At 56.4% G+C, this 928-nt stretch carries 1 protein-coding gene; it reads left to right on the top strand.

Translation table 11 applies throughout. From position 1 onward, the window contains the following. Positions 1-217: 217 nt before the first annotated feature. Positions 218-928, top strand: a 711-nt coding sequence (locus tag AC1RPW_RS07635; protein ID WP_481769386.1) for an RtcB family protein, incomplete at its 3' end; no start/stop codon positions are given.

The following is a 928-nucleotide window of genomic DNA, read 5'->3' as shown; positions in this document are numbered from 1 at the left end:
GTGATCCTCTTCTCATGCTCTATTTCCGAGCGTACGCGTTTGCAGGCGAAGTACGGAACGCTGAGCCTGAGAAGTGTCATGGTCTGGTGTGGTCACACATCTACACGTTTGCTGAGGCGGACCCTCTGCATTTTATGAATCTGCCGATGTGGGAAAATGATAGACAGGCGCTTCGCGCCACGCTACAATTCCTCCGTTGATCAAATAAGGAGGATGTATGAAACAAAACGAACTGTACGGCCAGATGCTGGGTGGAAAGGCTCGCTTCTTCACCGGTGACACGGAAGTCGAACAGGAGGCACTCAAGCAAATCACGAATATCTCGAACCTGCCGATCTTGGCGGGTCCCGTTGCAATCATGCCGGATGTGCACGCAGGCATGGGCGCGACGGTCGGTTCCGTGATCCCGCTGAACGCAGCAGTTATTCCAGCAGCGGTCGGCGTCGATATCGGGTGTGGCATGGTGGCGGTTAAGACCAGCCTCAAGGCCAACCAGCTGCCGGATTCGCTGAAAGATGTGCGCGCCCAAGTCGAGCGTGACGTGCCGGTTGGTTTCAACTACCATCGTTCGCCTGTCAAGTCCTTCCACGATGGGAACGAGGCGCGTGCACTGGAGCGTCAGCGTGATGAGCTGTTCTCGCGCTTTTCGGGCCTGCGTATCATGGATCACGTTGGCAAATACGACGTGAAGCGCATGGAACAGCAGATGGGGACGCTGGGTGGGGGCAACCACTTCATCGAGCTGTGTCTGGATACGGAACAGGATGTATGGGTCATGCTCCATTCAGGCTCGCGTCATGTGGGCAAGACGATCGGTGAGTGCGCGACGGAGATGGCAGCTCGCGAAATCTCGGTGCGCGGTATTCAGCTTGCAGACAAGGACCTTGCGTGGTTCGATGAGGGCACCGATTCGTTTGATGCCTACGTT

Source organism: Dellaglioa sp. CoH-55-MRSF-8, from assembly GCF_056782195.1.
The sequence above is the reverse complement of the archived record's forward strand: the minus strand, read 5'-3'. Positions and strand labels throughout refer to the sequence as shown.